Here is a 26,685-nt window from a genome sequence, read left to right as displayed (position 1 = left end):
GCCAGCTTGCGCGGCCTCTACGGCGCCAGCCAGCAAGGGATACCAGGGGTGCTCGATCGGGATGCGGCGATGCCGCTCTATCACCAGATCTTCCTGCAGTTGCGGGACGAGATCCTCAGCGGTGAGCGCCCCTACGGCTCGACCCTGCCGACCGAGCAGGAGCTCTCGGCCCTCTACGGGGTCTCGCGCATCACGGCGCGCCGCGTCCTCAACGAGCTGGCCCAGCAGCACTTCGTCGAACGCAAGCGCCGGCTCGGCACCCGGGTCACCTTCCAGTCGCCGGCCAAGCCGATCGAGGCCGACATCGACCAGGCGGTCGATTCGCTGCTGGCGCTGGGCCACGGCACCGTGGTCAATGTCATCGACGTAGCGCTCGAGCCGGCGAGCCCGACCGTCGCGGGGATGCTGCATCTCGAGCCCGGCGCCGAGGTGCTGCGCGCGGTGCGCGTGCGCTGCCTCGATGGCGAGCCTCTGGGCTATGTCGTGTCCTACGTTCCCGCCAAGCTGGCCGATGCCGTAACCCAGACCACGCTGGTCAAGGGCCCGATCCTGCGCCTGCTCGACGAGGCCGGCTACCATGCCGAGCATGCCGACCAGACCATCGCCGCCACGCTTGCCGATCCGCAGCTGGCCGAGGCGCTGGGGGTGGAGCCGCGCTCGGCGCTGCTCAAGATCAGCCGGACGGTCTACGACCGCGATGACGTGCCCTTTCTCGTCACCTTCGCGCACTATCGCTCGGACCGCTTCCACATCCGCCTTGACCTGCATCACCCGGGCATGACGGTCGCCCGCTGAAGCCTGTGCGGCCCGGCGGCCGGACCCCGCTCACATCGCCGACATGCCCCCGTCGAGCTTGAGTTCGGCCCCGGTCATCATCCGGCTCTCGTCACTGGCGAGGTAGAGCACGGCATAGGCCACGTCGTCAGGCTCGCCGAGGCGGCCGAGCGGGATCTGCCGCGCCAGTTTGGCCTCGCGCTCTTCCGGCGTGCCGCGGCCGAGCTCCTCGATCAGCGGGGTGCGCACGAAGGTGGGATGGACCGAGTTGCAGCGGATGTCATAGCCTTCGCGGGCACAGTGCAGCGCGATCGACTTGGTCAGCATCCACACTGCCGCCTTCGAGGTGTTGTAGGCGGCAAAGGCCGGGCTGGCGATCAGCCCGGCAATCGACGAGATGTTGACGATCGAACCCGGGCCGCAGTCCCGCATGACCGGCAGCGCCGCCCGGCAGCCATGGAACACGCTGTCGACATTGACCGCCATGGTCCGGTCCCAGACCAGGGGATCGACCGACTCGATCGTGCCGAGCGAGGCGATCCCGGCATTGTTGACCAGCACCGACAGCCCGCCCATCGCCTCGGCCGCGGTGGCGATCGCGGCGGGCCAGGCGGCCGCGTCGGTCACGTCCAGCGTCAGCGCCACCGCGGTGCCGGGGCCTTGGGCCGCGTTCAGCCGGGCGGCCAGGTCCTCGACCCCCGCGCGGTTGATGTCGGCCAGCGCGACGCGGGCCCCTTCGCGCGCGAGCATGGCGGCGATCGCCGCGCCCAGCCCCTGCGCCGCCCCGGTGATCAACGCGCGCTTGCCCGCAACCCGCCCCGTCATCGCCCGCTCTCCCCTGTGCCGTGGTGGGCCGTGATGGGCCCGGGGCGATCCTGGCACGGCCAGGCTCACCCGCCCAGCGGGCTCAGCGCATGGTCTCGATGATTCCGCTGAAGTCGGTGTTGCCGTGGCCCTGTTCGGCGAAGGCGGCGAACAGCTCGGCGGCGCGGCCGCCGATGGCCAGCGGCACGCCGGTGGCGGCCCCGGCCTCGAGCGCCAGCCTGAGGTCCTTGAGCATCAGCCCGGCGGCGAAACCGCCCTGGTAGCCGTTGTCGGCCGGGCTCTGCGGACCCACCCCCGGGACCGGGCAGTAGCTGGTCATCGACCACGACTGGCCCGAGGAGACCGAGGAGATGTCGTAGAAGGTCTGGAGGTCGAGCCCGAGCTTCTCGGCCAGGGCAAAGGCCTCGCAGGTGACGATCATGGTCCCGCCGAGGATCATGTTGTTGCAGATCTTGGCGGCCTGTCCGGCGCCCGGCGCGCCGGCGTGGATCACCGCCTTGCCCATCGCCTTGAGGATCGGTTCGGCCCGCACGAAGCCGTCGTCGGTGCCGCCGACCATGAAGGTCAGCGTCCCGGCATTGGCCCCGCCGATCCCGCCCGAGACCGGGGCGTCGAGCATGGTGTAGCCCTGCGCCGCGGCCGCCTCGGCCACCTCGCGCGCCGTGGCGACGTCGATCGTCGAGCAGTCGAGCAGCAGCGCCCCGGCGGGCACCTGGCCGAACACGTCGGCGGTGTAGACCGCGCGGACGATCGCCCCGTTCGGCAGCATCGAGACCACCGCCTCGGCCCCGGCCACCGCCTCGCGTGCGGCCGTGAAGGGGGTGCAGCCGTGCGCCGCCGCCCGCTCCAGCGCAGCTTCGGACAGGTCGAAGGCGCGGACCGTGTGGCCGGCCTTGACGAGGTTGGCAGCCATGCCGCCGCCCATGTTGCCGAGGCCGATGAAGGCGATGATCATGGCAGTCTCTCTCCGGAAAAGCGGGTTACTTCAGCAGGTCGCGCCCGACGATCATCCGCATGACCTCGTTGGTGCCCTCGAGGATCCGGTGCACGCGCAGGTCGCGCCAGAACCGCTCGATCGGGTAGTCCCTGAGGTAGCCGTAGCCGCCGAACAGCTGGAGCGCCCGGTCGACCACGGCCGAGCCGGTGTCGGTCGCCAGCTTCTTGGCCATGGCCGAGAAGCGGGTCTTGTCGGGCGCGCCGTCGCTCACCTTGGCCGCGGCGAGATAGAGCAGCGCGCGCGCCGCCTCGAGATCGGTCGCCATGTCGGCCAGGGTGAACTGGGTGTTCTGGAACTCGGCCACGGCCTTGCCGAACTGGCGGCGGTCCTTGACGTAGGCCACCGCCTCGTCGAGGCAGCGCTGCGCCCCGCCGAGCGAGCAGGCGCCGATATTGAGCCGCCCGCCGTCGAGCCCGGCCATGGCGAAGCGGAAGCCGTCGCCCTCGGCGCCGACGCGGTTGGCCACCGGCACCCGGGCATTGTCGAAGATCACCTGCGCCGTGGGCGAGGCGTTCCACCCCAGCTTGCGCTCGGGCGCGCCGAAGCTGACCCCGGGGGTGTCCTTGTCGACCACCACGCACGAGATTCCCTTGGGGCCGTCCTCGCCGGTGCGGACCATCACCACGTAGACGTCGTTGACCCCGCCGCCCGAGATGAACTGCTTGGTGCCGTTCAGCACATAGTCGTCGCCGTCGCGCCGCGCGGTGGTGCGCAGCGCCGCGGCATCCGAACCCGAGCCCGGCTCGGTCAGGCAATAGGAGGCGAAGCGCTCCATGGTGACCAGATCGGGGAGATAGCGCGCCTTCAGCTCATCGCCGCCGAAGGTGTCGATCATCCAGGCGGCCATGTTGTGAATCGAGATGAAGGCGCTGGTCGTGGGGCAGCCGTAGGCCATGGCCTCCATGATCAGCGCCGCCTCGAGCCGGCCAAGCCCGATGCCGCCCGACGCCTCGCTGACGTAGATCGCCGCGAAGCCGAGCTCGGCCGCGGTCTTGATCGTCTCGCGCGGGAAATGGTGATCCTCGTCCCACTGCGCGGCGAAGGGGGTGATGGCATCGGCGGTGAAGCGCCGCGCCATGTCCTGGATCGCGAGCTGGTCCTCGGTGAGGGCGAACTGGCCGGTCATGCGCGTGCCCCCCCGCTCACAGGTTGCCCAGCGAGAGCGGCACCGGCACCTCGCCCGAATAGTCGTAGAAGCCGCGGCCCGACTTGCGGCCCAGCCAGCCGGCCTCGACCAGCTTGCGCAGGATCGGGGCGGGGCGGTACTTGGGGTCGCCGAAGTCGGCCTGGAACACCAGCAGAACTTCGAGCAGGGTGTCGAGCCCGACCATGTCGGCGAGGGTCAGCGGACCCATCGGATGACCCAGCCCCAGCTTGATCCCGGCGTCGATGTCGGGGATCGAGGCGAGCCGCTCCTCGACCGCGAAGCAGGCCTCGTTGATCAGCGGCAAGAGGATGCGGTTGACCACGAAGCCGGGGCGGTCGGCGGCGACGATGGCGACCTTGCCCGTCGCCTCGCCGAAGGCCCGCGCCGCGGCGACGGTGGCATCGCTGGTGGCGATGCCGCGGATGATCTCGAGCAGCGCCATGCGCGGCACCGGATTGAAGAAGTGCATGCCGATGAAGCGCTCGGGCGCCGGGGTGGTCTGGGCCAGCCGGGTGATCGAGATCGACGAGGTGTTGGTGGCGAGGATCGCCTCCGGACGCAGCACATCGGCCAGGCCGGCGAAGATCGCGCGCTTGATCTCCTCGCGCTCGGTCGCCGCCTCGATCACCAGCCCGGCCTCGGCCATGGCCTCGACCCCGGTGACCGGGGTGATCAGCCCGACCGTCCGCTCGCGCGCCTCGATGGTCAGGTCACCCTTGGCCACGGCGCGGTCGAGCCCGCTGGCGATCTTGTCCAGGCCCTTGCGCGCCTGGGCCTCCGACACGTCGGACAGGATCACCCGCATCCCGGCCTGGGCCGCGATCTGGGCGATTCCCGCGCCCATCAGTCCTGCTCCGATAACCCCAACCGTGTTCATGCCTGTTGCTCCATCTGTGCCCACGTCGCGCGATTATCGCCCACCCGGCCGGCACCCGACCGGCCCGCGCCCGACCCGCTCGCCACGAGCAGGCTGGTCAACCCATCGTCGGAATGACGAAGGCGTTGGAGCCGTCGGGCGAACCGTCCGGCCAGCGCTGGGTCACGGTCTTGACCTTGGTCCAGAACTTCACGCCTTCCATACCGTGCTGGTTGGTGTCCCCGAAGGCCGACCGCTTCCACCCCCCGAAGGTGTGATAGGCGACCGGCACGGGGATCGGCACGTTGATCCCGACCATGCCCACGTTGACCCGGGCGGCAAACTCGCGCCCGGCATGGCCGTTGCGCGTGAAGATCGCCACGCCGTTGCCATAGTGGTGCTTGCTGGGCAGCGCCAGCGCCTCGTCGAAATCCTTCGCCCGGACGATTTGCAGCACCGGGCCGAAGATCTCGTTGTGGTAGCTGTCCATCGTCGGGGTGACGTGGTCGATCAGCGTCGGGCCGACGAAGAAGCCGTTCTCGTGGCCCTGCAGGGTGAAGCCGCGGCCGTCGATCACCAGCTCGCCACCCTCCTCGGCGCAGCGTGCGATCCAGCCCTCGATCTTCTCCTTGTGGGCCTGGGTGACGACCGGGCCGTAGTGCGCCTCGGGATCGGTCGACACGCCGACCTTGAGGGCATGGATCGCCGGGATCAGCTTGGCGCGCAGCCGCTCGGCGGTGTCCTCGCCGACCGGGACCACCACCGGCAGGGCCATGCAGCGCTCCCCGGCCGAGCCGAAGGCCGCGCCGGCCAGGTCGTTGACCACCTGGTCAAGATCGGCATCGGGCATGACGATGCCGTGGTTCTTGGCACCGCCCATTGCCTGGACGCGCTTGCCCGCCGCGACGCCGCGGTTGTAGACATAGTGCGCGATGTCGCTCGAGCCGACGAAGCTGACCGCGCCGATCGCCGGGTGGTCGAGGATCGCGTCGACCATCTCCTTGTCGCCCTGGACCACCTGGCAGATCCCGGCGGGCAGGCCGGCCTCGAGGAACAGCTCGGCCAGCCGCACCGGGACCGAAGGATCGCGTTCGCTGGGCTTGATGATGAAGGCGTTGCCGCAGGCGATCGCCACCGCGCTCATCCACAGCGGGATCATGGCCGGAAAGTTGAACGGGGTGATGCCGGCGCCGATCCCGATCGGCTGGCGCATCGAATAGACGTCGATGCCCGGTCCGGCGCCCTGGGTATATTCGCCCTTGAGCGCGTGCGGGATGCCGCAGGCGAACTCGACCACCTCGAGCCCGCGCTGGATGTCCCCCTTCGAATCGGCGATCACCTTGCCGTGCTCGGACGAGAGCAGGTGCGCCAGCTCGTCCATGTGCGCCTCGACCAGTTCCTTGAAGCGGAACATCACGCGGGCGCGGCGCTGCGGGTTGGTCGCCGCCCAGGCCGGCTGGGCCGCCTGCGCCGCGGCAATGGCGCGCTCGAGCGTGGCGGCGGTCCCCAGGGCCACCTCGGCCTGGATCGCGCCGCTGTTCGGATCGAACACCGGCGCCTTGCGGGCGGCCGGCTCGGGGGCTCCGCTGGCCAGGACATGATCGATGAACCGCATGGCGCTCTCCACTGTTGGGCCCCGGCCAGCGACCGTCGCTGGTCCCGGGATGATGCGAGGGCCATGCCATGGGACGCAAATATTTCGCAGACAACACGCAAAAATTCGATCATGGGTTGCAAATATGCAGGGCATGAACTGGACCGATCTGCAGGTGTTCCTGGCCATCGCCCAGGCCGGGCAACTCGCGCGCGCGGGCAGCCAGCTCGGCGTCAACGGGACTACTGCGGCGCGGCGCCTGCGCCGGCTCGAGGCCCAGCTGGGGGCCAGCCTGTTCGAGCAGACCCCGCGCGGCCAGGTTCTGACCGAGGCCGGCGAGGCGCTGCTGGCCAAGGTCGAGGCGATGGCCAGCGCGGCTGCGGCGATCGAGCCGCCCGGCGGCCGCCAGCCCGGCAGCCCAATCGCCGGGTCCTTGCGGATCAGCGTGTCCGAGGGGTTCGGCAGCTGGTTCCTGGCCGAACGGCTCGCCGCCTTTGTCGCGGCCTATCCCGGGCTCACGCTCGATCTGGTGGCGAACAGTGGCTTCCTCAGCCTGTCAAAGCGCGAAGCCGATGTCGCGATCACCCTGTCGCGGCCCAAAAGCGGCCCGCTGGTGGCCCGCAAGCTGAGCGACTACGCGCTGCGGCTCTATGCCACCCCGGCCTACCTTGCCCAGGCCGGGATCCCGGCGGTTCCGGCCGATCTGGGTGGGCGCCACCGCCTGATCGGCTACATCCCCGACCTGATCTATGCGCCGGAACTGCGCTATCTCGACGAGATCCGCGCCGGGCTGACCACCCGGCTGCGCTCGTCGAGCATCAATGCCCAGCATCGCCTGATCGCGGGTGGCGCCGGGCTCGGCGTGCTGCCCTGCTTCATCGGCGATGCCGATCCGGGGCTGGTACCGGTGCTGCCGCAGAGCCGGATCGTCCGTACCTTCTGGATCGTCACGCACCAGGACACGCGCAATCTGGCCCGGATCCGCGCCCTGACCGACTGGCTGGCCCAGATCGTCCATGAGGGCCGCAGCGTGCTGCTGCCCCCGGCCGAGCGCGCCGCCGACGGCACTTGAGGCTCGACAGCCGCCTGCCCTTCGTGGGATCGGCGTGGCTCGACCGACTCTGGGCCCCGAACCGACCATGACCGCACCCCTGCTGATTCTCGATGGCGGCACCGGCCGCGAGCTGGCGCGTCGCGGCGCCCCGTTCCGCCAGCCCGAATGGTCGGCGCTGGCCCTGCTGGAAGGGCCGGACTATGTCACCGCGGTCCACCGCGCCTATGTCGCGGCCGGGGCCGACGTGATCACCACCAATTCCTATGCCTTGGTGCCCTTCCATCTCGGCCCGGCGCGCTTCGCCGCGCGCGGGGCCGAACTGGCCGCGCTGGCCGGGCAGCTCGCCCGGGCCGTGGCCGATGACGCCGGGCGCCCGGTGCGGGTCGCCGGATCGCTGCCCCCGGTCGGCGGCTCCTACCGGCCAGACCTGATCGATCTGGCCCAGGCCCGCGCCGTGCTGCCCGTGCTGATTGCCGGGCTCGCCCCGCATGTCGATCACTGGCAGGCCGAAACCCTCTCGGCCCTCGCCGAGGCGCGGCTGGTGGCCGAGCTGGTTGCCCCGACCGGACGCCCGCTGTGGCTCAGCTTCACGCTCGAGGATGGGCTCCACGCCGGGGCGGCGCGGCTGCGTTCGGGCGAGAGCGTGACCGCCGCGGCGACTGAAGTCCGCGCGCTCGGCGCCGCCGCCCTGCTGTTCAACTGCAGCCAGCCCGAGGTGATGGGCGCGGCGGTCGCAGCGGCGCGGGCCGTGCTGGGCGATGCCCTGCCGATCGGGGTCTACGCCAATGCCTTCCCGCCGATGGCCGCCGATGCCGAGGCCAATGCCGGGCTCGACCCGATCCGCACCGATCTGACCCCGGCCGGTTACCGCGCCTTCGCCGCCGCCTGGCGCAGCGCCGGGGCGACGATCATCGGCGGGTGCTGCGGCATCGGGCCCGAGCACATCGCCGCGCTGGCCGGCACCGACGGCTCAGACCGGCTCGGCTGACAGCCTGCCCGCTGCGTCGTCGCGTCCGCCCAGTTCGCCCTCGGCGCGGGCGCGCCGGCCATAGACCCGTTCGAACAGGGGGCCGGCCATCATCGTCGTGACGATCGCCATCAGCACCAGCATGGCGAACAGGGTGGGGCCGATGATCCCCTTCTGCAGGCCGATGTTGATGATGATCAGCTCCATCAGCCCGCGCGCGTTCATCAGCGCGCCGATCCCCAGCGCGGTGCGGTTGTCCTCGCCCGAGAGCCGCGCTGCAGCCCAGCAGGCGCCGAACTTGGCCAGGATCGAGATGGCCAGGATGGCCAGCGCCATCACCAGCAGCGCGGGCGAATTGACCATGTCGAGCCGGGTGTTGAGCCCCGAATAGGTGAAGAACATCGGCAGCAGCAGGACCACGGTGAGCGGTTCGGCCTTGCGCTGGAGCTCGGTCACGAACAGCCCGCGCGGCATGCAGGCGCCGAGCAGGAAGCCGCCGAAGATCGCGTGGATCCCGACCGCGTCCATGATGAAGGCCGAGGCGCAGAACAGCGCGAGGGTGATCGCCAGCACGCTCTGGCTCATCTCGCCGCGCGCCTCGACCAGCCGGCCGAGCGGGGCGAGCAGGCGCCGCCCGGCCGTCAGCATGAAGCCGGCATAGAGCAGCGCGCCGCCGATCGCCACGACCGCGACCCCCGGGCCGCCGCCGAAGGTCGCCAGCACCAGCGCGAGCACGCACCACGAGGCGGCATCGTCGAAGGCCCCGGCGGTGAGCGAGAGCGTCCCCAGCGACGAGTGCGCCAGCCCCCGCTCGTTGATGATCCGCGCCAGCATGGGAAAGGCGGTGAGCGCCACGCAGGCGCCGAAGAACAGCGTCGCGTCGGTCCGGCTGATCCCGGCAGCAAACAGCCCCGGCATGGTCAGCAGCCAGGGCGTGACGAGAAAGGCGAGCAGGAAGGGCACGGCGATTCCCGCCGCCGAGACCGCTGCGGCGTGGCGCGCCTTGCTGCGGACATGGTCGAGCCGCAGCGTCAGCCCGACGATGAACATGTAGAGCCCCACGCCCAGCTGGGCGCCGGCGTAAAGCACATTGCGGGTTTCCCTGGGAAACAGCGCGAGCTGGAACTCGGGGAAGACCAGGCCGAGCAGCGAGGGGCCGAGCAGGACTCCGGCGATCATTTCGCCCACCACCTGCGGCTGGCCGAGCAGCCGGCGCCCGAGCCAGCCGACCACCCGGCAGGTGGCGAGGATGATCGCCAGCTGCAGGAAGAAGTGCACGCTGAAGTCGCCCGGGGTATAGCTGTGATCCGCCTGGACCGCCGGTCCGTGCGCCGACAGGACATCGCCCAGGGTCGCCAGGGTGCTGTCGATGATCGCGGACATCCTCGTTCTCCCGGCCGCGCGGTGCCGCCGCGCTGGCGCCGGCAGCCAAAGCACGCCGGACCCCGGTTCGGCAAGATGCCGCGAGGGCCGTGGGCGGGCTGTGCCGGGGCGTTGCGGTCCGCAAGCGGCGCCGCCTGCGCGCCGGTCCCGGGCTGGCCCGGGACCGCGCCGGGCCTCAGAACTTCTTGCGCAGCTCGAGCGAGACCATCCGTCCGAGCACGCTGGCGTTGGCCGAATCGAAGATCTGGTTCTGCGAAACGCGGGCGAAGGGCGGATCCTTGTCGAACACGTTCTGCGCGGCCAGCGACAGCGACAGGTCGCGGAGCGGCCCGCTGTCCTGCGCGAAGGTATAGGTGATCGTCGCATCGACCGTCATGTTCGCCGCCACCCGCTCGTTCTGCGTGGCCGGTGCCACGATCGCCGGGTTGAACAGGTTGTTGCCGAGCAGGGACACGACCCGGTAGGCGTTGGTGTAGTTGTAGAAGGAGTTGACCGACCAGCCCCCGGCCTGGAAGCCGATCTGGCCCCGCGCCCTGAACTTGAGCGGGAAGTTCACGTTGTTGACCCGATCCACCAGGGCCGCGCCGGGCACCGCCTGGAGCTTGTAGCTGAATACGCGGGTGCCGGTCACGCCGAGGGTCCAGTCGAGATCACCGGTGGGGAACTGGTAGGCCAGCGAGAAATCGAGCCCGTTCATCTTGATCCGCCCGACGTTGCGCTTCCGTCCATCGACAATCGCGTAGACGTTCGGCGTGGTCCCGCCGTTGGTGTAGAGGGCAAACTGCGTCGGCGGCTGGTAGAAGCCGACATTGATCTTGCTTTGGATGTCGGCCAGCCGGGCGGCGAAGGTCGGGTCGGTGCTCAGCGTTACGAAACTGGCCAGCGCCGGGTCCGAGAACACCGAGGCACTGTTGCCCAGCGTGTCGATCACGTTCTTGTAGTCGATCCCGAAATAGTTGAACGAGGCGGTGAAGCCCCGGATCAGGCTGGGTTTCAGTTCGATCCCGAACGACCAGGTGCTGGCGGTTTCCGGGCCGACGTCGGCATTGCCGCCCAGCAGGGTCAGCACGTTGCGCCCGGCGCCGGCCGCGGTGTTGCTCGCGCCCAGCGACGGGGTCGAGCGGGGATCGTTGTCCGACAGGGTCGGCGCGCGGAACGAGGTGCCATAGCTGCCGCGCAGCGCCAGCCCGTCGATCGGCTCCCACTTCAGGCCGAACTTGGGATTGGTGGTCTGGCCGAAGTCCGAATAGTCGTCGTGGCGTACGGCAAGATTGGCCTCAAGCGCCTGGACCCCGCGCATGGCATTGCCTGCGCCCACCAGCGGCACGATCACCTCGGCGAAGGCGGACTTGATCTTGCGGCTCTGGCCGAACTCGGCCGTCGGGATGATCTGCTGCAGGTCGACCGGACGGGCGCCGGCATTGGTGGTGTTGAAGGCGTAGAGGGTTTCCTTCATGTACTGCCCGCCGACCGCGAGCTTGATGTCGCCGCCGCCGATGCTCGCCAGGGTCCCGCCGATCTGGGCATTGGCGATCGTGGCGTCGTACCAGATGCGGAAGTTGGTGAAGCCCATGATCCGGTCGAGCGCGGACCGGTTCGCCGTGGTACCGCCCGAGCCATAAGGATTGAGACAGAACCCGGCGACGGTGCAGCGCACCGCGAGGGCATACTGCTGGGTGTTGATCTCGCCCGTGCGGAACACCTGGGCATAGTTGTTGTTGTAGGTGATCGAGGCGCTGGCGGTCCAGTTTTCGCCGAGCTTGAGATCAAGGCCGCCGGCCGCCTGGACACCCCGTTCGGTGGTAAAGGCAAGCCGCCCGTCGTTCCAGTCGTTGTAGACCGAGTATTCGACCGTCTGGGCCGTGGCACTTTGCCCGGCAACGGTCACGAAGCCCGGGTTGGTATTCGGCACGGAGACCGCGTTGACCGCAGGCGAGCCGGTGTAGAACTGGCCCTTGCGCTGATACAGGAAGCCCTCGGCCCAGGCGGTCAGTTGCTCGCTCACGTCCTGCCGCAGCGAGGCGACGATGTTGAGCCGCTTGTTCTGCGGGATGACTGTCTGGAACAGCGAGGTCTGGAGCCGGTTGGGCGTGGTCGAAAGCTGCGCTTGGGTGACGCCGACCCCGCTGCCCGCGGGCAGGCCGAAGCGGGTCGTGCCGTAGACGATGTTGCCCGGTGCGCCGCCGAACACGCAGTTGTTGATCCCGCCGACCCCGGTCTGGTCGCACAGGAAGAACGGCGCGCGGTCGGATTGCAGCAGTTGGTCGTTCCAGCCGTACTCGGCGGCGATCATCGCCCGGCCCGTGCTCCACTTGCGGCCGAACACGCCGCTCAGCGTCGTGTTGCTGAAATCGTCCGCCGCGCCATAGCGGGCGCGCACCTCGAGCCTGTCGACATCGGTGCGCAGCACGAGGTTGGCGACCCCGGCGACCGCGTCCGACCCGTAGGTGGCCGAGGCGCCGTCGGCCACCACGTCGATCCGGGCGAGGGCGATGGCCGGGATCGAGTTGGGGTCGAAGAGCTGTCCGCCGAACCCGCCCACCGGCAGACGGCGGCCGTTGAGCAGGGTCAGCGTGGCCTGGATCCCCAGCCCGCGGATGTTGAGCGCGTTGGCGCGGCTGATGTTGAGGTTGGCATTGTTGGCCGAGGTGTTGGTCGCCGCCTCGCCCAGGCCGATGCCCGAGACCTGCGGGATCGAGCGCAGGATGTCATTGGTGGTCAGCAGGCCGGTCTTCTCGATGTCGGTGGCGGTGACCGAGATGATCGACGAGCCCACCGGGGCCGCGCCGCGGATGATCGTTCCGGTCACGACGATCTCGCTCTCGTCCTCGGCCGGAGCGGCGGGGCCGGGGGGAGCCGGGGGGGCGGCCTCCTGCGCCGCGGCGGCCTGGGCCAACCCGCAGACAGCCAGCACGAAAGCGCTTGCAGAAACGCGGTGACGACGAACGGCGCGATGGGGCATCATCTCAGGTCTCTCCTCCCGTATTTTGCCGCCATGCTAGCATTTCAGTGGAAGTATGCAACTATCTGCCAGAAAATAGTTGTACGCCATAGCAAATCTCGCGGTCACGACCGGGCATGGGCCGCGGCAGGGCCACTTGCAGGGGCTTTGCAGGGCCGTCGCCATGGCCTTGTGCAGCCGATGCGAGCCCTTTCAAGCAGGGCTCCTGCGCCTGCGGGCGCAGTGCGCCCGGGGCGCGCCTAACCGGCTGTCAGGGCCGCGGCGCAGGTCACCAGGCCATCCGGCTGCTCGGCATAGACGGCATTGAGCCCCGCCTCGGCGGTGATCGCGCGCAGATAGGCCAGCCATTCGGCGTGAGCGGGATCGTCCCGCGCCAGCCGCCGCGGCACCGAATCGTCGTCGATCCGGCAGGGTTGCAGCACGACCCGCAGCGCCCCGCCCGTCAGGTCGAGATGGGCGATTACCGTGTGCCGCGTTTCGGGCGGGGCCTGATAGCGGCCGCGCGGCTGCCACCCGGCGGCAAGGGTCTGCAGATGGCGGAACGAGTCGTGCTCGGCGATCGCCGCATCGAAAGCGGCCGGCTGCTCGATCGCGAAATTCCCGAGGCTGTAGAACACCGGGGCGCCGGCGATGAACTCGACGCCCTTGAGCAGGTGGGGATGGTGCCCGACCACCGCCGTGGCCCCGGCGCGGATCGCGGCGGCCGCCACCTCGCGCTGGTAGTCGGCCACGCTCGCGCGGACGAAATGGAGACCCCAGTGCAGCGACACGAGCACCGTATCGGCCCGGGCCCGGGCCGCACGCACATCCGCCTCGAGCGCGGCCAGGTCGGCGCGGTCGGCGAAGGTATGGATCCGCGGGAGCATGCCCGGCTGGTCCGGTTCGACCTGCTCGTAGACGGTGTGTGCCCGCATCGGGGCGCAGCCAGGGCGGGCCGCGTCGGCGGCATAGCCGGCGGGCAGGATCGAACTGTAGGCCAGCACGGCCACGCGCCGGCCGTGGTGCTCCAGCCAGGCCGGCTGGCGCGCTGCGGCCAGGTTGGGCCCGGCCCCGCAGGTCGCGATCCCCGCCGCCGGGAGCAGGCGCAAGGTATCCTCGAGCGCGGGCACGCCGAAGTCGAGCACATGATTGCCCGCCACCGACATCACGTCGAACCCCGCCGCGCGCAGCACCGCCGGCACCCCCGGATCGGTGCGCATGGCGAGCCGCGCCTGGGGCGCCTGGGTGCCGCGGCTGGAGACCGGGCATTCCATTTGCCCGAAGCACAGGTCGGCCGCGCGCAGCACGGCGCCGGTATCGGCGAACAGGCTTGCCGGATCGGCGCGCCGCGGGGCCACGTCCCCGACCAGACTGATGCGCATGTCGCCCTTCTCCCCGAGCCCGGAAATAGCCATTGCCTGTCGATGTAAGCTCTTGCATGAAGCTCTGGAGAATCGCAATCATGCGGACCAGGGGATGAGGAGCGGACCATGCGTGCAGGCCCTGCGCGGCGCGTGGCGAGGCCTGTCGCAACCACCCCGCGTCCCGGTCTTGCCTGCCCCTGCGCGTTCTTGCCCGACAAGGAGACCATGCCATGACCCGCACGCTGCCGATCGCCCTGCTCGGGCTTGCCCTTTGCGCCGCTGCCGCGGGGGTTGGCGCGCAGGACGCCAAGGTGCCGCCGCGCCCCTTCGGCATCATCGGCGAGGCGTCGGGCACGGGGCCGATGCCGGCCGTCGCCGAATATCTTCCGGCCATGCCCGATCATGCCTTCTACCACCCGGCCAAGCTGCCGGCCAAGCCGCTGCCGATCGTGCTGTGGGGCAATGGCGGTTGCCGCGACAACAGCCTCTCGGCGGCCCAGTTCCTGCGCGAGGTGGCCAGCCACGGCTACTTCATCGTCGTTCCTGGCCCCCCGCGTGACGAGCCGACGCTGGTGCCGCCGGTGCGGATGACCGAGCCGCCGCCGGTCGACGCCGACCGCACCGCCCAGCTCGCCCGGCGCGGCCCCGACGCGACCAGCCCGGCGCAGATCCTGGCCGGGCTGGACTGGCTCGAGCGGCAGAACGCCGATCCCGCCAGCCCGTGGTACCGCCGGGTCGATCCCACCCGCGTGGCGGTGATGGGCCATTCGTGCGGCGGGCTCCAGGCGATCCGGATCTCGGCCGACCCGCGGATCAAGGCCACCGCGCTGTTCAACTCCGGCGTGTTCAACAACAGCGCCGACGGGCTCTCTGCGCTGTCGGTCAGCAAGAAGGAGCTGGCCCGGCTCCACGCCCCGATCGCCTACATCATCGGCGGTCCCGGCGACATCGCCTGGCCGCAGGCGATCGACGACGTGGCGCGGATCGTCCATGTCCCGCTGTTCTTCGCCCACGCCCCGACCGGCCATGGCGGCACGTTCCGCACCGCACCGAACGGGGGTTTCTATGGCGTGATCGCCCGGCGCTGGCTCGACTATACGCTGAAAGGCGATGCCCGTGCCGGGCAGTTCTTCAAGGGGCCGGACTGCGGGCTGTGCAAGGTGCCTGACTGGTCGGTGCCGCGCCCGCTTTTGAAATGAGGCCGGGCAGCCGGAAAGTTTCCTCGAGGAAACCTTGACCGGCCCCGTGCCGTGCCGCCCGGCGGGGCGCGGGCGGCTGCCGTTTCCCCGTAAGGGGAAACGAGCCTAGAACTCGGCGCGGATCTCGACCCGGCGCTGCGATTGGCCCGGCAGGCCATCGGCATCGGGCAGGTCGGTCGGGGTGGCCGCGGTTTCGGTGCGGGTTTCGATCACCAGCTCGGGCAGCAGGCGGTGCAGCGATTCGGCGGTGATCGCGGCGCGCTCCTGCGCCACCTCGGGCCGCTCGGCCAGCAGGCGGCCCGAAACCGTCTCGGGCGCGGTCGCGGCGAAGCCGGTGACCACCACGCGTTTCGGCCGCGCCGCGGCCAGCCAGGCGGCCGCCTGGTCGAGCAGGAAATCGCTGTACTGGTAGACCACGAAGGCGCGGTCGAATTCGAAAAACAGCGCGAAGGTACGGGGACCGAACGGGCCCTCGACCGGCTTGCGCGGCACCGACAGCGGGGCAAGGTTGCGCGGCGGCAGGACGAACCGCCGCCCCGGAAAGCCCTCGGCCGGGAGCATGTGGCGCTGGCATGGCTCGTCCAGCACCGAGGTCCGCACCGGGTCGAGCACCGGGCTGCCGCAGGGTGTCGCCGGTTGCCCGGTGGTGCGCCCTTCGACCAGTACGGCGCGGTTCCAGTCGGGCTTGTAGGGTGACAGGCTCACGTCGAAGCGCTCGCCGCTGTCGCGTGCGTCGGCCAGCCAGCAGCCGCTCTTCTTGCCGCTGTCGGCATCGCGGTAGACCGGGCACGAGACGAAGCGCACCAGCCGGCCGGTCTCGGCCGCCTCGGCTGAGAGGGGGGCCAGCAGGGCGAGGGCAAGGGTCAGGCTCTTCACAGCACGCTCATCAGGTTGACCAGGTCCTGCTTCTCCTGTTCGGTATAGCCGATGGAGTAGCGCCGCTCGTAGTAATCGACGATGCCGCGCAGGTCGCTGGCGAGGCCGTTGGAGAAATAGGGCGCGCGGGCGGCGAGCCCGCGCATCGACTGGAGGGTGATCTTGCCGGCATCGGCGCAGCGCCCGGTGGTCAGCGCGAAGCCCGGATCATAGGTGTAGAACACCCGGCCGTAGAACGGGTGGGGCTTGCCGCGGCAGGTGATGCGGAACAGCGGCAGGTCTGGCCAGGGATCGGCGAAAGGCAGCGTGGTCGTACCGAGATCGACCTGGCCCGGGGCGACATCGTTCCCCATCTGGCTCATGTTGTGGCAGAACACGCAGGAGTTGCGCACCGGGTTGCCGAAACCGACCGGGGCATTGATCCCCGAACTGTCGGTGATCAGGAAGGTCTTGTTGCGGAACACCTGCGCGCCGCGCGCCACCGATTGGCGGAACGCGAGCTGCTCGGGCGACAGCTTCGCCGCCTCGGCCGCGGGGATCTTCTCCCAGGCGGCGAACTCGCTCCACACCGGCGTACCGATCGAGCCGAGCGCGCCGGGCTGGCTGTCGCGCAGCTTGGCCGGGCCCCCTTCGGCGCCCAGCGTGTCGAGCGGACCGCCGGCATGGCTGATCTGCTGGGCCGTGTGCAGGCGCATTTCGAAATCGAGAATTCGCGCCTCCTGCTGCGGGGTCAGCCGGCCCATCAACTGCAGATGCGATGTGGCGGCGTCGGCCATCTGCTCGAACAGGCTGCCGGCGCGGTTGTCGGCCATCAGGTTGCCCGACTGCATCTGGCCGCTGCGCGGATCGCGCGGCAGGGCGATGCCCTGCTTGGGATCGTAGGCGAAGCCCACCGCCAGCAGGTACTTGAAGTTCGAGACCGGGCGCGGGCGGCGATAGACCGAGACGTTGCCGGCTGCCGGACCGTAGCGCGGCCCCGAATTGCAGCCGTTGGGATCGCGCACCACCTCGAGCGTGAAGTCCGGCGTGACCGGACGGCCCTGCCATTCCCGGACCGGCCAGGGCCGCTGGATGCGGAACAGTCCGCGCTCGAGCAGCAGCGAATGCGAGGCCCGCTCGCCCTGCGGCAGGGTCGGGCAGTTCGAACCGTCGATCGCGGCGAACAGCGGGTCGCGGCCGCCGGTCAGCTCCCAGCGCGCGGCGGCGGTGCTGGCCGCCAGGCTCATCCCGTCGGCCGGCTGGTGACAGGTGACGCAGGCGCGGCCGTTGGTCCCGATCGGCTCGAAGAAGGGATGGCCGCGGGTCGGCAGCGGGCCGCCGCTGAGCAGGGTGCGCATCACCCCGTGGGCATTGGGATAGTCGAGCGTGGCGGGAAACACCCGGCCCTCGCCCGGCGACCACCAGGGATCATCCGCAGCGGGACGGGACGCGGCACCGAGCACCAGCGCGGCGGCGCCCAGCGCGGGCCAGGCGAGACGGAGGGGGAGGCGGCGGGGCAGGGTCATGCGGGTCGGCGTCCATAGGCGGCGAAGACAAGGGCGAGGGCGGCAAGGCTCAGCACCACGGTGCCGAGGTGCAGGGTGTCGGCCGCGCCGATCAGGCTGCTGGCGAGGGCACTGGCGAGCATCTGCCCTGCGCCGGCGAGGCTCGAGGCGGTGCCCTCCAGCCCCGGGCGGGCGACGATCACCTGCGCGATTCCGGTCGGGCCGAGGACCCCGGTGCCGAAGCCGATCAGCACCATCGGTCCGACGAAGGCGGCCAGCTGGTGCCACCCGGCGACAGCGAAGACGACCAGCAGCATGGCGCCCCCGGCCGCCCAGGCCGCGCCGCGCACCGCGCCGCGGCCGGTGCGGTTGAGGCGGCGGACGCAGCGCGTGCCGACGATGCTGCTGGCCGCGATCAGCAGCAGCAGCAGGCCGGTGTCGCGCGGGCCGAGCCCGTGGTCGCGCGCCAGCAGGAACGGCGCCGCGGCGAGGAAGGTATAGAGCGCCGCGCTGCCGCAGGCGATCGCCAGGGCATGGCCGGTGAAGCGGGGCAGCCCGGCCAGCTCGCGCCAGGCCGCCAGCAGCCCGGGGCCGGGCGCGGCGGGGGTGCGGCGGGTCTCGCCGAGGCGGCCCAGCGCCGCGAGCGCGACCAGCGCGCCGGTCAGGGTGAGCAGCCCGAAGACCGCGCGCCAGCCGGCCGCCTCGGCGATCAGCCCGCCGATCACCGGGGCGACGGCGGGGGAGATGAGGACCACCGACATCAGCGTGGCCTGCCGGGCGGCGACCTCGTCTGGTGGGAACAGGTCGCCCACCATGACCCGCGCGACGACGATCCCGCAGGCCCCGCCCAGCGCCTGTACCAGCCGCGCCGCGAGCAGCAGCGGCAGGGCCGGGGCCAGTGCTGCGGCGAGGCTGCCGCAGACGAACAGGGCCAGGCCACCGAGCAGCACCGGACGACGCCCGGCGCGGTCGCTGAGCGGGCCGGCGACGAACTGGCCGATCGCCAACCCCAGCAGATAGACCCCGATCACCTTTTGCACCGCGGCCGGGCTGGCGGCGAAGGCGTGGGCGATCGGCGGCAGGGCCGGGACGACCAGCTGGGTCGCCAGCGAACCGAGCGCGGCCAGCCCGGCAAGCGCCAGCACCACGCCGCTGCCCGGGCGGCGGGCGGGCGTGGCAGCGCGGGGGAGGAGGAGGCCGCGCAGGGTCATGGGGTTGCCCCGCTGCGGGCGATCTGTGCCCGGGTGATCAGACACAGCGTCGCCAGCAGGCAGGCGATCCCGGTGATGAGCAGGGTGGGCGGCAGGTAAGACCCGCTGGCCTCGCGCAGCGCACCCATCGCCGGCGGGATCAGCGCCCCGGCGAAGGAGCCGAGCATGTTGATCATGACCACGCCCATCGCCAGCGCCTCGGGGCGCAGGATCCGGGTCGGGACCGCCCAGAACGCGGCGACGGTGCAGCCGGTGCAGGCGCCGCCGAGGATCAGCAGGGCCAACCCGCCCGGCCCCGGGCCGAGCAGCAGCGCGCCGAGCAGGCCGAAGCCGCCGACCAGCGCGGGCAGGGCAATGTGCAGGAAGCGCTCGCCGGTCCGGTCCGAATGGCGTGCGTTGATCAGCAGCCCTACCGCAGCCGCGGCATTGGGCAATGCGACGATCAGGCCGGTCTGGGTCGCGGTCAGGCCAGACAGACCCTTCACGATCGTCGGCAGCCAGAACATGACGCCGTAGTTGCTGGCCAGGATGCAGAACCAGATCAGCGCGCAGAGCCATCCGCTGCGGCTGCGCAGCGCCTCCCACCGGCCCGACCCGTCCCCGCCGGGCGCCTTGCGCCGTTCGGCATGGACATGATCGCGCAGCCATTGCCGCTCGGCCGCGTCGAGCCAGGCGGCATCGGCCGGGCGGTCGGGGAAGTAGCACCAGGCGAAGACCGCCAGCGCCACCGCGGGCAGGGCCTCGACCAGGAACATGAAGCGCCAGCCGGCGATGCCGAGCGGGTTGTCCATGTCGAGCAGCAGGCCCGAGAGCGGCCCGCCGATCACTTGCGAGACGTTGATCGACATGATCGGCACGGCCAGGATCGTGGCCCGCCAGCGCTCCGGCGCCCAGTGCCCGAGATAGAGCATCAGCCCGGACGACAGCCCGCCCTCGGCGAAGCCGATCAGCACCCGCAGCAGGTAAAGCTGGCCCTGGGTCTGGATCAGCGCCAGCAGGCAGGCGGCCAGCCCCCAGGCAAGGGTGATCGTCGCCAGCCAGCGGCGAAACCCGATCGTCTCGTAGAGCCGCACGCTGGGATACTTGGCCAGCACATAGCCGACGAACAGGATCCCCGCGCCGAACCCGTAAGCCGTGGCCGAGAGCCCGAGATCGGTGTTCATCTGCAGCGCCGCGAAGCCCACGTTGGTGCGGTCGATCGAGCCCATCAGGGTGAACAGGATGCAGGGCAGCACCAGCCGCCGTATGACCTTTCGGCCGATGACTTGCTCGATGGTCTGCTGCACGCCCTGATTCGGCTCCATCCCGGTCCCGGCCCTGTGTTAGCGCTTGCATAAGGCGGCGTCGACCGATTTCCCCGCAGCGGTTCCGATTGATCCGGGGGGGTGGGCGGTTATCCCGCTGTCTGTGGAGCTACCGGCCGCCGGGACGGCCGTCACGGGCCCGAACCGCCCCGGCGCCATCGTGAGCAAGCGCTTGCATGACGGCCCGTGCGGTTCTATCCCGGCCGGCATGTCCGCGCCGACCCAAGACTTCGATCCGGAAACCCCGGAGGATTTCGACAGCGCCCACCGCGAGTTCAGCCGCCTGCGGGCGGAATGCCCGGTGGCGCACACCGGGGCGCTCGGCGGGTTCTGGGCCCTGGCGCGCTACGAGGACGTCAAGCGCGCGGCGACCGATTCGGCCACCTTTCTCACCTCGCGCCAGAACGTCGTGCCCAAGGTGGCTTTCACCGGCCGCCGTCCTCCGCTGCATCTCGATCCGCCCGAGCACACCCCCTATCGCAAGGCGCTCAATCCACTGCTGTCGCAGGAGCGCTCGGAAAGCTTCGCCCCGGCCGCGCGCCGGCTGGCGCAGCGCCTGCTCGCGCCGCTGGTCGCGCGCGGCGGGGGCGACATCTGCCGCGAGTTTTCGAGCCATCTGCCGGTCCACATCTTCGGCGAATGGATGCGCATGCCGGGCCACCTGCTCGATCCGCTGCACGATGCGGGCCGGGCTTTCGTCCTGGCGGTGCACATGAACCATCCCGAACGGATGAAGGAAACCAGCCTGCGGCTCTACGAGATGGCCCGCGAGCTGATCCGGATGCGGCGCGAGGCGCCCCAGGATCCCGCGCTCGACCCGACCAGCGCGCTGCTGGCCGCGCGGCACGAGGGCGCCCCGCTGCCCGAGGAGATGGTGGTCGGCACGGTGCGGCAGGTCCTGCTGGTCGGCATTGTCGCCCCGCTGGTGATGATCGGCTCGATCTGCGTGCACCTGTGCCGCCACCCTGCGCTGCAGCAGCAGCTGCGCGACGATCCCGCGCTGTGGCCCGCCGCGATCGAGGAGTTCCTGCGGCTCTATTCGCCTTACCGCGGCTTTGCCCGCACTCCCGCGCGCGACGTCACGCTGGGCGGGCGCACGATCCTCGAGGGCGAGCCGATCGCCTTGCTCTACTGTTCGGCCAACCGCGACGAGAGCGTCTTTCCCGAGGGCGACCGGTTCATCCTCAACCGCCCCAACATCGCCGAGAGCCTGGCCTTCGGCCGCGGCCCCCACAATTGTCCGGGGCTGCACCTCGGGCGGATGCAGCTGCGCGTGGCGATGGAAGAGCTGATGCGCGCGACGCCGGACGGCTTCTCGCTGGCCGGCGAAATCACCATGAGCCGCTGGCCCGAGATCGGTCCGTTGCAGGTGCCGTTGCGCTTCGGCTGAGCGGCGCTAGTGTTGCCGCGATGAGCCAGGCTCCCGCCCGCAACACCACGCTCGACGATGTCGCCGCCCATGCCGAGGTCTCCTCGGCCACGGTCAGCCGCTACATCAACAACCCCGACGTGGTCGCGCCGCGGACGGCCGAGCGGATCAAGGCCGCGATCGAGGCGACCGGCTATATCCCCAACCTGATGGCCGGGGGGCTCGCCTCGTCGAAGTCGCGCATGGTCGCCGTGCTGATCCCCCACCTGGTCGATTCGATCTTCAACGACACGATCGAGGCGATGGTCAACGAGCTCGCCGCCTCGGGACTGAACGTGATGATGGGGCTGACCGGGCTGTTGCCGCGCCGCGAGGCCGAGATGATCCGCGCCGCGCTGAGCCGGCGGGTCGACGCGATCATCTCGACCGGTCCGCTCGACGAGGAGACCAAGGCCCTGGTGCGGCGCAGTCCGGTGCTGTTCATCCAGGTCTGGGACCTGCCCGAGCACCCGCCCGGGCTGGCGATCGGCTTCCACCACCGCGACGTCGGCCGGGACATCGCGCGGTTCCTTGCCGCGCGCGGCTATCGCCGGCCGCACATCGTCACGGCGCCGGGATCGCGCGCGATGCAGCGCCGGGACGGGTTCGTCGCCGAATGGGCCGTGCAGGTAGGCGGGCCGGTGACCGAGGCCACGGTCTCGATCCCCACGCGCTTCGGCCACGCGCGCAAGGTCTTCGCCGACCTGCGCCACATGGATCCGGCGCCGGACGTGGTGGTTTGCGGTTCGGATTACCTCGCGCAGGGCCTGATCATCGAGGCCCAGGCCGCCGGGCTGCGCGTGCCTGACCAGCTCGCCGTGGTCGGCTTCGGCAATTCGTCGATCGCCGGCGACATGCGTCCGACGATCACCACGGTGGACATCGACGGCGCGCGCATCGCCCGCGAGGCGATCGCCGCGATCCGCCAGCGCGACGCCGGCGAGACCGTCCCGGCCAGCGTGATCGACGTGGGCTTCCGCCTGATCGCGCGCGAGAGCGCCTGACCCCGAGCGGCGCGGCCGGCCTGCCGCGCCCGGCTGTCATCGTCCGGATCCTTATCGCCTAGGCCGGGGGGCGAAACCGCGCAGCGCAAGCCATTCGAGCAGGCGGTCCTTCCAGCCGTCGATCGGGGTGCCGGTCGGGGCCATGCCGATCTGCCCGTTGGCCATGTCGTAGACGTGCAGCTCGGCCGGCTTGCGCGCCGCGCGCCAGGTGCTGAACAGCGCGACGAGCCCCGGGGTGACGTTCCAGTGGTCCTGCCGCACCGCCATGAACAGCGGTGGCGCCGCGGCGGGCACGGTCACGTCGGCGAGGGCCGGACCGAACAGTGTGGCGACGAAGGCGGGGTAGCCCGGACCGGGCTCGGCCAGCGCCGTGCCCACGGCCACGCCGCCCCCGGCCGAGAAGCCGAGAATGCCGACCCGGGCCGGATCGATGCGCCAGTCCCGCGCATGGCCGCGCACCAGCCGGATCGCCTGGGCCGCATCGGCCACGGCCATCCGGTAGACCGAGGCCATCGCCGGATCGTCCTGCGCCGGATCGGCATTGGCGCGGACGATGGTCAGCTCGGGCGCGTCGGGGGAGGGGCGGGGCACCGCCGCGGCGCGGGCGGGGTCCTGCTGGCGGATGCGGTACTTCAGCAGCACGGCGGTGAAGCCCCGCGCGCTGAGCCATTCGGCCACGCGGGTGCCGCCCGAGTCGATCGCCAGCACGCGCATGCCGCCGCCCGGGGCGACGATGATCGCGGTGCCGTTGCCGCGGCCGCGCGCCGGGCGATAGACCGTCATGGTCGGGACCGAGACGTTGATCACGCGGCGCCCGTTGGCCCCGTCGGCCAGGACCTGCTCGGGCTGGGTCCAGTCTTCGCTGCCCGGCGCCACGCCGGGCCACAGCGGCAGCTCCGGGCCCGGCGCGGCCACGGCGGCCGCGGCGGGCAGGGCGAGGAGGGCGAAAACCGACAGGGACAGGCGCGCCAGGGGGCGCAGGCGTGGGCGCGGACAATGGGCGTGGCGTGGCATGGACTCTCCCTGACCGGCCCGACCGGAGCGATTCCGGCGGCTCGGCGCCACTGTAGCTGAAAGCGCTTGCAAGAAAAGCCCGCGACAGCGCGCGGTCAGGCCAGCAGGCGCAGCGCCTGCTGGACCACCTGGGGCGCAAGCTCGTCCGGGGGCGGCTCGGCGGGATAGGCGCGCAGCATCGAGCGGTTGCATTGCAAGGCATAGCCGAAGATCGCGCTCCAGATCGTGGCGATCCGCACCGCCCGTTCGGTATCGCTGATCCCGGTGGCGATCCGGCCGATCAGCCGGCGCATCAGCTGATAGCCTTCCGCCTGGGCCTCGGCGAGTTCCGGGGCCAGCACCGGCCGGACCAGTTCGCTCTCGTACATCAGCGTGAACAGGGTGGGGTTGGCCGCCGCGAAGCGGATGAAGTTGAGAAAGGCGCTGGTCAGCGCGGCACGCGGGTCGTCGTCCGCGTCCGCACCGGCGCTGTTCTGCGCGAACATCGCCCGGTAGCCTTCGAGCGCCACGGCCACCAGCAGCGCGCGGCGATCGGGAAAGTGGTGGTAGGGCGCCCCGGGCGAGACCCCGACCTCCTCGGCCAGGCGGCGCATCGACAGGCTCTCATGCCCCTCGCGCAGGACATAGCGGACCGCCGCGGCGAGCAGCTCGCCGCGCAGATCCTCGCGGTGCGAGGGTTGCCCGCGGCGTTCCCGGACGGTGGCCTTGGTGGTCATGCCAAGGGCTTAGCCCCGGTTCTTGGCGGCTGACAAGCCCGCCCCGGCGGATCCGCGCGGAGCCGGGCCGCCCCGCCGCAGAAATCTATTGATCGTCGATTAATACGAGTCTAATGAGCAACGATCAATAGGCGCCCGGCGACGGCAAGCCAGCAAGGAGAGGGCCAGTGACCGGCTTTCGGTACGGCGTTTCGCTGTACAGCTATACCGACGACCTCGGCACGGTGATGACGCTTGACGACGCGTTCGATCACGTCGCCGACACCGGTGCGACCGGGCTCGAGATCCTCGGCGAAACCAGCGTGCCGCTCTATCCCGAGCCGCCGGCGGCCTGGCTCGACCACTGGTTCGCCCAGCTCGAGCGCTACCAGCTTGAGCCGACCAACTTTGCCTGCTGGGTCGACACCCGGATCCAGCTCGACCGCAAGCTGACCGTCGCCGAAGGGGCCGAGCAGATCGCGCTCGACCTCAGGCTGGCGCACCGGCTGGGCTTCAAGTTCATCCGTCCCAAGTTCGGCGTGATCGACTACAATCTGACGCCCGACCCCATCTGGGAAGGGGCGGTCGAGCGCAACCTCGACCTCGCGCAGGCGCTCGGCATCATCATCCTGCCCGAGATCCACGCCCCGACCCCGATCCACCATCCGGTGACCGAGGGGTACATCGCTTTCATCGAGCGGACCGGCACCAGGAACTTCGGGCTGATGCTCGATACCGGCATCTTCCAGGACCGCCCGCTGACGGCCTGGGGCGGCGGCGACATCGAGGCGATCCGCAAGGATGCCCCCGACATGGTCAACGGCATCAAGGTGCCGGTCGAGCATCTCGACGACATCATCCGCTATGTCCCGTTCATCCAGGCCAAGTTCCATCACGTCGATGAGGACCTGCACGATCACCAGATCCCATGGGAGCGGATTGTGCCCCGGCTCAAGGCGCTCGGCTACGCCGGTTACCTGTCGAGCGAATACGAGGGCGTTCGCGATCCGTGGGTGGCGATCGAGCAGGTGCGCCGCCAGCACGCGCTGATCCGTCGGCTCGAGGCCGAGTGGGAGGCCCAGCATGCTTGAGCGCAGCCATATCCAGAGCACCGGCTTCCGCAACGTCGGGCCGGTCGGGGAGCGCACCGGGTTCGAACTGCGCCTGCGCCAGGCCAATTACCGCGGCACCCGGCTCAGCCTGATCGAGGGGGTCACCATCACCGTCGACGGGGTGCTCTATCCCGCGGCGCACAACCTCGTCCGCATCGGCAGCCGGGTCTATACCCCGGCCGAGCTCGACGCCGCCACCGAGACCCGGCTGGCCGTGGGCGAATACATGACGGTGATCGTGCCCCGGCCCGGTGGCCTCGCCCCCGGGGTCCACTGGGTCGAAAGCGCGATCGGCTACCGCCACCCCTACTTCCCGCCAGCCCATCAGTCGGCGGTGGCCCGCGACGCGCGCCACGCCACCATCGTCATGGCCTGACCGGACCCGCGCCGGCCTGCCGCGTGGTGGCCGCTGCCCCGGCGCTCGCGCAGAGCGCCCCCGCGGCCCCGAGCCTGCAGGTCAGCGGCGAGAACAACTTCACGATCCGCGGCGTGGGCACGCTGGCCTTCCAGCAGACGCTGGAATCGAGCGTGGCCATCCAGCAGGACGAGGTGAACCTCGCCAACTCGATCCTCGGCGGTGCGGTCGGCCAGTTCTACGACGTCGCCCGGGTCGAGGTGCTGAGCGGCCCGCAGGGCATGCTGTTCGGCAAGAACGCCTCGGCAGGCCTGCTCAACATCGTCACCAACCGGCCGCGCATCGGCGCCTTCGAGGGCAACCTGCAGGTCGAGGGCGTGCATCGTCCGACCACGCCGAACAATGGCCTCGGACTGGTCGGCCAGGCCACGCTCAACATTCCCGTCTCGGAAGACTCGGCGCTGCGGCTCAACGCGGTCAATTCGACCCAGGACCCGGTGGTGAAGTTCATCGGCAGCGGCTCGGGCGATTTCGGCCAGGAGCAGTGGGGTCTGCGCGCCAAGTACCTGGTCAACCTGAGCGAGGCCCTCTCGCTCTACGTGATCGGTGACTACAACCGCGAGAAGGGCATCGCCACCTACTTCGACCGTCCCTATTCGAGCCTCTCCCCGCTGGCCGGGGCCAGGCCGCTCAACGATGCGCTGGGCATCGTTCCCAGCGCCACCAACCTGCTGATCGCCGGCAACGGCCAGTTCTTCCGCGACGTCTCGCGCGGGGGTGTCCAGGCGACCCTGGCCTATGTCACCGGTTCGGGGGTCGAGATCAGCAATACCGCCGCCTGGAAGGCTGCCGACCGCGAGCAGAACTTCGATACCGACTACACCAACAGCAATGGCGCCGACCGCAACTATTCGGACACGCGCTACCGCCAGTTCACCAACGAACTGCGGATTGCGCTGCCAGCGAGCAACCGTCTGACCGGCCAGGTCGGCCTGGGCCAGCTCTACGGCTTCAACTCGGTCCGCCAGATCGGGGTGAACTTTGGATTGGACTTCTGATTCCAATAAGGCAGGGTGGGCGGCTCACGGGGGCCGCCCACCGCACCCCGCGCGACACGATCA

Annotated in this window: 23 protein-coding genes; 9 read left to right on the top strand and 14 right to left on the bottom strand. The window is 70.5% G+C overall.

All coding sequences use genetic code 11. The annotated features are described in order from the left end of the window. Positions 1-6: 6 nt before the first annotated feature. Positions 7-795 (top strand): GntR family transcriptional regulator, encoded by a 789-nt coding sequence (locus H7F53_RS11830; protein WP_246438862.1) that lies wholly within the window; start codon positions 7-9, stop codon positions 793-795. A 30-nt stretch (positions 796-825) separates the two neighbouring features. Here the strand turns inward: H7F53_RS11830 and H7F53_RS11825 are convergent, their stop codons facing one another. From H7F53_RS11825 to H7F53_RS11805, 5 genes are all read right to left on the bottom strand, one after another. Next, positions 826-1,599, bottom strand: coding sequence for an SDR family oxidoreductase (locus H7F53_RS11825; RefSeq protein WP_185679698.1), 774 nt, complete (start codon positions 1,597-1,599; stop codon positions 826-828). An 82-nt stretch (positions 1,600-1,681) separates the two neighbouring features. Continuing rightward, the gene (mmsB, locus tag H7F53_RS11820; protein WP_185679697.1) at positions 1,682-2,554 is read right to left on the bottom strand and encodes a 3-hydroxyisobutyrate dehydrogenase; all 873 of its coding nucleotides are present in this window, start codon (positions 2,552-2,554) and stop codon (positions 1,682-1,684) included. A 25-nt stretch (positions 2,555-2,579) separates the two neighbouring features. Then, positions 2,580-3,722, bottom strand: a complete 1,143-nt coding sequence (locus tag H7F53_RS11815) for an acyl-CoA dehydrogenase family protein (protein ID WP_185679696.1) — start codon at positions 3,720-3,722, stop codon at positions 2,580-2,582. Between the two features lie 16 nt (positions 3,723-3,738). Next, positions 3,739-4,620, bottom strand: a complete 882-nt coding sequence (locus H7F53_RS11810) for a 3-hydroxyacyl-CoA dehydrogenase family protein (protein WP_185679695.1) — start codon at positions 4,618-4,620, stop codon at positions 3,739-3,741. Positions 4,621-4,717: 97 nt separating this feature from the next. Further along, the gene (locus tag H7F53_RS11805) at positions 4,718-6,214 is read right to left on the bottom strand and encodes a CoA-acylating methylmalonate-semialdehyde dehydrogenase (protein ID WP_185679694.1); all 1,497 of its coding nucleotides are present in this window, start codon (positions 6,212-6,214) and stop codon (positions 4,718-4,720) included. Between the two features lie 133 nt (positions 6,215-6,347). Here H7F53_RS11805 and H7F53_RS11800 point away from each other — a divergent pair, with 133 nt between their 5' ends. Together H7F53_RS11800 and H7F53_RS11795 are read left to right on the top strand one after the other, a co-directional pair. Then, entirely contained in the window at positions 6,348-7,265 is a 918-nt protein-coding gene (locus H7F53_RS11800) for a LysR family transcriptional regulator (protein ID WP_379542755.1), read from the top strand. 67 nt (positions 7,266-7,332) lie between these two features. Continuing rightward, positions 7,333-8,235 carry a homocysteine S-methyltransferase family protein gene (locus tag H7F53_RS11795; RefSeq protein WP_185679692.1) on the top strand — a complete coding sequence of 301 codons (903 nt, stop codon included), beginning with the start codon at positions 7,333-7,335 and terminating at the stop codon, positions 8,233-8,235. Here H7F53_RS11795 and H7F53_RS11790 read toward each other — a convergent pair. The 3 genes from H7F53_RS11790 to H7F53_RS11780 form a co-directional block, all read right to left on the bottom strand. Beyond that, positions 8,218-9,597, bottom strand: coding sequence for a cation:proton antiporter (locus H7F53_RS11790; protein WP_185679691.1), 1,380 nt, complete (start codon positions 9,595-9,597; stop codon positions 8,218-8,220). The two genes, H7F53_RS11795 and H7F53_RS11790, sit on opposite strands and share 18 nt — an antisense overlap. Positions 9,598-9,772: 175 nt before the next feature. Next, a complete protein-coding gene (locus tag H7F53_RS11785) occupies positions 9,773-12,493 on the bottom strand; it encodes a TonB-dependent receptor domain-containing protein (RefSeq protein ID WP_221773711.1) in 2,721 nt (906 codons plus the stop codon). 305 nt (positions 12,494-12,798) lie between these two features. Continuing rightward, the gene (locus H7F53_RS11780; RefSeq protein ID WP_185679689.1) at positions 12,799-13,920 is read right to left on the bottom strand and encodes a CapA family protein; all 1,122 of its coding nucleotides are present in this window, start codon (positions 13,918-13,920) and stop codon (positions 12,799-12,801) included. 212 nt (positions 13,921-14,132) lie between these two features. Between H7F53_RS11780 and H7F53_RS11775 the strand changes: the two genes are divergently transcribed. Further along, positions 14,133-15,101, top strand: a complete 969-nt coding sequence (locus H7F53_RS11775) for a poly(ethylene terephthalate) hydrolase family protein (RefSeq protein ID WP_185679688.1) — start codon at positions 14,133-14,135, stop codon at positions 15,099-15,101. Positions 15,102-15,206: 105 nt separating this feature from the next. Here the strand turns inward: H7F53_RS11775 and H7F53_RS11770 are convergent, their stop codons facing one another. From H7F53_RS11770 to H7F53_RS11755, 4 genes are read right to left on the bottom strand one after another with little or no spacing between them, the layout of a single operon-like run. After that, a complete protein-coding gene (locus H7F53_RS11770; protein WP_185679687.1) occupies positions 15,207-15,977 on the bottom strand; it encodes a hypothetical protein in 771 nt (256 codons plus the stop codon). Then, on the bottom strand, positions 15,974-17,482 hold the full coding sequence (locus H7F53_RS11765) for a hypothetical protein (protein WP_185679686.1): 1,509 nt from the start codon (positions 17,480-17,482) through the stop codon (positions 15,974-15,976). The genes H7F53_RS11770 and H7F53_RS11765 overlap by 4 nt, the downstream gene beginning before the upstream one ends. Further along, a complete protein-coding gene (locus tag H7F53_RS11760; protein WP_185679685.1) occupies positions 17,479-18,672 on the bottom strand; it encodes a Bcr/CflA family efflux MFS transporter in 1,194 nt (397 codons plus the stop codon). The genes H7F53_RS11765 and H7F53_RS11760 overlap by 4 nt, the downstream gene beginning before the upstream one ends. Further along, positions 18,669-19,976 (bottom strand): MFS transporter, encoded by a 1,308-nt coding sequence (locus H7F53_RS11755; RefSeq protein ID WP_185679684.1) that lies wholly within the window; start codon positions 19,974-19,976, stop codon positions 18,669-18,671. Before H7F53_RS11755 ends, H7F53_RS11760 begins: the two co-directional genes overlap by 4 nt. 208 nt (positions 19,977-20,184) lie before the next feature. Between H7F53_RS11755 and H7F53_RS11750 the strand changes: the two genes are divergently transcribed. Together H7F53_RS11750 and H7F53_RS11745 are read left to right on the top strand one after the other, a co-directional pair. After that, positions 20,185-21,366 carry a cytochrome P450 gene (locus tag H7F53_RS11750; protein WP_185679683.1) on the top strand — a complete coding sequence of 394 codons (1,182 nt, stop codon included), beginning with the start codon at positions 20,185-20,187 and terminating at the stop codon, positions 21,364-21,366. 20 nt (positions 21,367-21,386) lie between these two features. Then, positions 21,387-22,388, top strand: coding sequence for a LacI family DNA-binding transcriptional regulator (locus H7F53_RS11745; RefSeq protein WP_185679682.1), 1,002 nt, complete (start codon positions 21,387-21,389; stop codon positions 22,386-22,388). A 51-nt stretch (positions 22,389-22,439) separates the two neighbouring features. On the opposite strand, the gene H7F53_RS11740 is transcribed toward H7F53_RS11745, so the two are convergent. Further along, a complete protein-coding gene (locus H7F53_RS11740) occupies positions 22,440-23,402 on the bottom strand; it encodes an alpha/beta hydrolase (protein WP_185679681.1) in 963 nt (320 codons plus the stop codon). A 95-nt stretch (positions 23,403-23,497) separates the two neighbouring features. Further along, complete coding sequence (locus tag H7F53_RS11735; RefSeq protein ID WP_185679680.1) at positions 23,498-24,118, bottom strand: TetR/AcrR family transcriptional regulator; 621 nt, start codon at positions 24,116-24,118, stop codon at positions 23,498-23,500. Positions 24,119-24,285: 167 nt separating this feature from the next. On the opposite strand from H7F53_RS11735, the gene H7F53_RS11730 reads away from it, so the two are divergent. The 3 genes from H7F53_RS11730 to H7F53_RS11720 are packed head-to-tail and all read left to right on the top strand — an operon-like array spanning position 24,286 to position 26,622. Continuing rightward, on the top strand, positions 24,286-25,188 hold the full coding sequence (locus H7F53_RS11730; protein ID WP_185679679.1) for a TIM barrel protein: 903 nt from the start codon (positions 24,286-24,288) through the stop codon (positions 25,186-25,188). After that, on the top strand, positions 25,181-25,585 hold the full coding sequence (locus tag H7F53_RS11725; RefSeq protein ID WP_185679678.1) for a C-glycoside deglycosidase beta subunit domain-containing protein: 405 nt from the start codon (positions 25,181-25,183) through the stop codon (positions 25,583-25,585). Before H7F53_RS11730 ends, H7F53_RS11725 begins: the two co-directional genes overlap by 8 nt. A 26-nt stretch (positions 25,586-25,611) precedes the next feature. Next, on the top strand, positions 25,612-26,622 hold the full coding sequence (locus H7F53_RS11720) for a TonB-dependent receptor plug domain-containing protein (protein WP_221773710.1): 1,011 nt from the start codon (positions 25,612-25,614) through the stop codon (positions 26,620-26,622). The last annotated feature ends 63 nt before the right edge of the window (positions 26,623-26,685 follow it).

This window comes from Novosphingobium piscinae (assembly GCF_014230355.1).
Classification (GTDB): Bacteria; Pseudomonadota; Alphaproteobacteria; order Sphingomonadales; family Sphingomonadaceae; genus Novosphingobium; species Novosphingobium piscinae.
The sequence above is the reverse complement of the archived record's forward strand: the minus strand, read 5'-3'. Positions and strand labels throughout refer to the sequence as shown.

What these genes read in the sequence shown, in the direction of transcription:
- H7F53_RS11825 (WP_185679698.1), bottom strand. Translation starts at nt 1,599, where the DNA reads ATGACGGGGCGGGTTGCGGGCAAGCGCGCGTTGATCACCGGGGCGGCG.
- mmsB (WP_185679697.1), bottom strand. Translation starts at nt 2,554, where the DNA reads ATGATCATCGCCTTCATCGGCCTCGGCAACATGGGCGGCGGCATGGCT.
- H7F53_RS11815 (WP_185679696.1), bottom strand. Translation starts at nt 3,722, where the DNA reads ATGACCGGCCAGTTCGCCCTCACCGAGGACCAGCTCGCGATCCAGGAC.
- H7F53_RS11810 (WP_185679695.1), bottom strand. Translation starts at nt 4,620, where the DNA reads ATGAACACGGTTGGGGTTATCGGAGCAGGACTGATGGGCGCGGGAATC.
- H7F53_RS11805 (WP_185679694.1), bottom strand. Translation starts at nt 6,214, where the DNA reads ATGCGGTTCATCGATCATGTCCTGGCCAGCGGAGCCCCCGAGCCGGCC.
- H7F53_RS11800 (WP_379542755.1), top strand. Translation starts at nt 6,348, where the DNA reads ATGAACTGGACCGATCTGCAGGTGTTCCTGGCCATCGCCCAGGCCGGG.
- H7F53_RS11795 (WP_185679692.1), top strand. Translation starts at nt 7,333, where the DNA reads ATGACCGCACCCCTGCTGATTCTCGATGGCGGCACCGGCCGCGAGCTG.
- H7F53_RS11790 (WP_185679691.1), bottom strand. Translation starts at nt 9,597, where the DNA reads ATGTCCGCGATCATCGACAGCACCCTGGCGACCCTGGGCGATGTCCTG.
- H7F53_RS11780 (WP_185679689.1), bottom strand. Translation starts at nt 13,920, where the DNA reads ATGCGCATCAGTCTGGTCGGGGACGTGGCCCCGCGGCGCGCCGATCCG.
- H7F53_RS11775 (WP_185679688.1), top strand. Translation starts at nt 14,133, where the DNA reads ATGACCCGCACGCTGCCGATCGCCCTGCTCGGGCTTGCCCTTTGCGCC.
- H7F53_RS11765 (WP_185679686.1), bottom strand. Translation starts at nt 17,482, where the DNA reads ATGACCCTGCCCCGCCGCCTCCCCCTCCGTCTCGCCTGGCCCGCGCTG.
- H7F53_RS11760 (WP_185679685.1), bottom strand. Translation starts at nt 18,672, where the DNA reads ATGACCCTGCGCGGCCTCCTCCTCCCCCGCGCTGCCACGCCCGCCCGC.
- H7F53_RS11755 (WP_185679684.1), bottom strand. Translation starts at nt 19,976, where the DNA reads ATGGAGCCGAATCAGGGCGTGCAGCAGACCATCGAGCAAGTCATCGGC.
- H7F53_RS11750 (WP_185679683.1), top strand. Translation starts at nt 20,185, where the DNA reads ATGTCCGCGCCGACCCAAGACTTCGATCCGGAAACCCCGGAGGATTTC.
- H7F53_RS11745 (WP_185679682.1), top strand. Translation starts at nt 21,387, where the DNA reads ATGAGCCAGGCTCCCGCCCGCAACACCACGCTCGACGATGTCGCCGCC.
- H7F53_RS11740 (WP_185679681.1), bottom strand. Translation starts at nt 23,402, where the DNA reads ATGCCACGCCACGCCCATTGTCCGCGCCCACGCCTGCGCCCCCTGGCG.
- H7F53_RS11735 (WP_185679680.1), bottom strand. Translation starts at nt 24,118, where the DNA reads ATGACCACCAAGGCCACCGTCCGGGAACGCCGCGGGCAACCCTCGCAC.
- H7F53_RS11725 (WP_185679678.1), top strand. Translation starts at nt 25,181, where the DNA reads ATGCTTGAGCGCAGCCATATCCAGAGCACCGGCTTCCGCAACGTCGGG.